Origin of the sequence: Mycobacterium sp. E2497, from assembly GCF_001668695.1 — a bacterium.
Taxonomy (GTDB): Bacteria; Actinomycetota; Actinomycetes; order Mycobacteriales; family Mycobacteriaceae; genus Mycobacterium.
This window is the reverse complement of record NZ_LZKD01000203.1, coordinates 1-2,927: the sequence shown is the minus strand read 5'-3', so window position 1 is coordinate 2,927 and position 2,927 is coordinate 1. Positions and strand designations below refer to the sequence as shown.

4 protein-coding genes, 1 pseudogene and 1 riboswitch are annotated in these 2,927 nt (G+C 72.9%); of the genes and pseudogenes, 4 read left to right on the top strand and 1 reads right to left on the bottom strand.

Going from position 1 to position 2,927, the window contains the following annotated elements; genetic code table 11:
* Positions 1-175 (bottom strand): annotated as a pseudogene (locus tag A5713_RS18450) (thiamine phosphate synthase); the annotation flags it as partial.
* A 36-nt stretch (positions 176-211) separates the two neighbouring features.
* Positions 212-322, top strand: a riboswitch (TPP riboswitch).
* Here A5713_RS18450 and thiO point away from each other — a divergent pair.
* From thiO to A5713_RS18430, 4 genes are all read left to right on the top strand, one after another.
* Positions 313-1,323 (top strand): glycine oxidase ThiO, encoded by a 1,011-nt coding sequence (gene thiO, locus A5713_RS18445; protein ID WP_067927015.1) that lies wholly within the window; start codon positions 313-315, stop codon positions 1,321-1,323. (Overlaps the previous riboswitch by 10 nt.)
* Positions 1,320-1,517: a sulfur carrier protein ThiS gene (thiS, locus tag A5713_RS18440; protein ID WP_068097888.1), complete on the top strand. Its 198-nt coding sequence runs from the start codon at positions 1,320-1,322 to the stop codon at positions 1,515-1,517. The genes thiO and thiS overlap by 4 nt, the downstream gene beginning before the upstream one ends.
* A complete protein-coding gene (locus A5713_RS18435) occupies positions 1,510-2,268 on the top strand; it encodes a thiazole synthase (protein WP_067927020.1) in 759 nt (252 codons plus the stop codon). Before thiS ends, A5713_RS18435 begins: the two co-directional genes overlap by 8 nt.
* The coding region (locus tag A5713_RS18430; RefSeq protein ID WP_068097889.1) for an SGNH/GDSL hydrolase family protein at positions 2,265-2,927 on the top strand (663 nt) is incomplete at its 3' end. The genes A5713_RS18435 and A5713_RS18430, both read left to right, overlap by 4 nt.

Here is a 2,927-nt window from a genome sequence, read left to right as displayed (position 1 = left end):
CCTCGAGCGGCCCGAACCGCTGCTCACCCGGAGAGCCCTTGTCGCGCAGCTGGATGATGTCGACCCCGCCGGCCAGGGCGGCGTCGGCGAACTGGGCCAGATCGCCACGCTCCCGGCGCGCGTCGGTGCAGAGGTAGAGCCGCGCCGCGGCCAGCCGGGAAACTCGCTGATGCACACCGCGACGCTAGCGCGCTAGCGTGGGAGCCGAAGAACTTGCAGACACGGGAGTCCCGGGAACGGGGTCTGAGAGTGGGCGCGCCTGCCCTTACCGTCACACCTGATCCGGGTCATGCCGGCGAAGGGAGGCCAGGAATGCCGACAGACCTTGGGTCGCTGGCCGTCATCGGCGGCGGCGTCATCGGGCTGGCGGTGGCGCGCCGCGCCGCGCAGGCCGGGTGGTCGGTGCGCGTGCACCGGACCACCGACCAGGGCGCGTCCTGGGTGGCCGGCGGCATGCTGGCCCCGCACAGCGAGGGCTGGCCCGGTGAGGAACGGCTGTTGCGGCTCGGGTGCGAGTCGCTGCGGCTGTGGCGCGAGGGCTTCCTCGACGGCCTGCCGCCGCAGGTGGTCACCGCCCGGGAATCGCTGGTGGTGGCCGTCGACCGGGCCGACGTCGCAGACCTGCGCACCGTCGCCGACTGGCTGTGCGAGCAGGGGCATCCGGTGGTCTGGGAGTCGGCCGCCAGGGATCTGGAACCGCAGCTGGCCCAGGGCATCCGGCACGGCTTTCGGGCGCCCACCGAGCTGGCGGTGGACAACCGCGCGGTGCTGCAAGCCCTCTCGGCGGAGTGCGAGCGCCTCGGGGTGCGCTGGGCGGGGCCTGCGCACGACCTAACGGTCGACGGCGACGCGGTGGTGATCGCCAACGGCATCGATGCCCCCGCGTTGTGGCCGGGCCTGCCCGTGCGGCCGGTCAAGGGGGAGGTGCTGCGCCTGCGCTGGCGGCGCGGGTGTATGCCGGTGCCGCAGCGCGTCATTCGCGCCCGGGTGCGCGGGCGGCAGGTCTACCTGGTTCCGCGCGCCGACGGGGTGGTGGTCGGGGCCACCCAGTACGAGCATGGGCGCGACACCGCCCCGGTCGTCTCCGGAGTGCGCGACCTGCTCGACGACGCCTGCGCGGTCTTGCCGGCGCTGGGCGAGTACGAGCTGGCCGAGTGCGCCGCCGGGCTGCGCCCGATGACACCCGATAACCTGCCGCTGGTGCGGCGCCTCGACGAGCGAACCCTGGTCGCCGGCGGACACGGCCGGTCCGGGTTCCTGCTGGCGCCGTGGACCGCGGAAGAAATCCTCTCCCAACTGGCCCCCGTCGGAGTTCGGTCATGATCGTCATGGTGAACGAGCGGAAGGTCGAGATCGACGAACAGACCACGGTGGCCGCGCTGCTGGAGTCGCTGGGCTACCCCGACCGGGGTGTCGCGGTGGCGATGGGTGACGCCGTGTTGCCCCGGTCCAGTTGGACGACAACACTTTTCGATGGCGCTCGACTCGAGGTGGTGACGGCGGTGCAGGGTGGCTGAGTCAAAGCTCACGATCGGCGATCGCAGCTTCTCCTCGCGCCTCATCATGGGCACCGGGGGAGCGAGTAGCCTGGCCGCGCTGGAAGAGGCGCTGGTCGCCTCGGGTACCGAGCTGACCACCGTCGCGATGCGGCGCGTCGACGCCGAGGGCGGGACCGGGCTGCTGGACCTGCTCAACCGGCTCGGCATCGTGCCGCTGCCCAACACCGCGGGGTGCCGCAGCGCGGCCGAGGCGGTGCTCACCGCGCGGCTGGCGCGCGAGGCGCTGAACACCAACTGGGTCAAGCTGGAGGTCATCGCCGACGAACGCACGCTGTTGCCCGACGCGGTCGAATTGGTCCGGGCGGCAGAGCAACTGGTCGACGACGGGTTCGTCGTGCTGCCCTACACCAATGACGACCCGGTGTTGGCGCGCCGGCTCGAGGACGCCGGATGCGCGGCGGTCATGCCCCTCGGTTCGCCGATCGGCACCGGCCTGGGCATCACCAACCCGCACAACATCGAGATGATCGTCGCCCGCGCGGGGGTCCCGGTGGTGCTCGACGCCGGCATCGGCACCGCCAGTGACGCCGCGCTGGCGATGGAACTGGGTTGCGACGCCGTGCTTTTGGCCACCGCGGTGACCCGGGCCGCCGATCCGGCGGCGATGGCGGCCGCGATGGCCGCCGCCGTCACCGCCGGCTATCTGGCCCGCCGGGCCGGGCGGATCCCCAAACGTTTCTGGGCCCAGGCATCCAGTCCCGATCGATGAAACGGTATGTGGCGCTGGGAAGTTCGATGGCGGCCGGTCCCGGCATCCGGCCCCGGGCCGCGAACGCGCCCTTGGGCTCGGGCCGGTCGGCCCGCAACTATCCGCATCTGGTCGCGCAGCGCTGCGGCCTCGAACTGGTAGACGTCACCTTTTCCGGCGCGACCACCGCCCACGTGCTCGCCGACCGCCAGCGCGGCACGCCGCCCCAGATCACCGCCCTCGACGGCTCGGAATCCCTGGTGACGATCACCATCGGCGGCAACGACGTCGGCTACATCCCGCTGCTGATGGCCGCTTCCCTGCCCCGTCGGTTCCGGCGGCTGCCGCTGCTGCGCGGGCGCATTGCCGAGCTGCTGGACCCCGATGCGCGGAGCCGGGCCCTTGACGCGGTCTTCGAATCGCTGTGCTCGGTCGGTCACGCGGCGCGCGAACGCGCCCCGCAGGCCCGGGTCTTCTTCGTCGACTACCTGACCGTCCTGCCGCCCGCGGGCACGCCGGCGGCCCCGCTTTGCGACACGGACGCCGACCTCGGTCGCCACGTGGCCGCGACGCTGGAACGGCTCACGGCCGACGCGGCCAGCGCGACCGGCTGCGACGTGGTGCGCGCCGCGGCAGCCAGCCGGGATCACCACGCGTGGTCGGCCGCCCCCTGGACCACC

What these genes read in the sequence shown, in the direction of transcription:
- thiO (WP_067927015.1), top strand. Translation starts at nt 313, where the DNA reads ATGCCGACAGACCTTGGGTCGCTGGCCGTCATCGGCGGCGGCGTCATC.
- thiS (WP_068097888.1), top strand. Translation starts at nt 1,320, where the DNA reads ATGATCGTCATGGTGAACGAGCGGAAGGTCGAGATCGACGAACAGACC.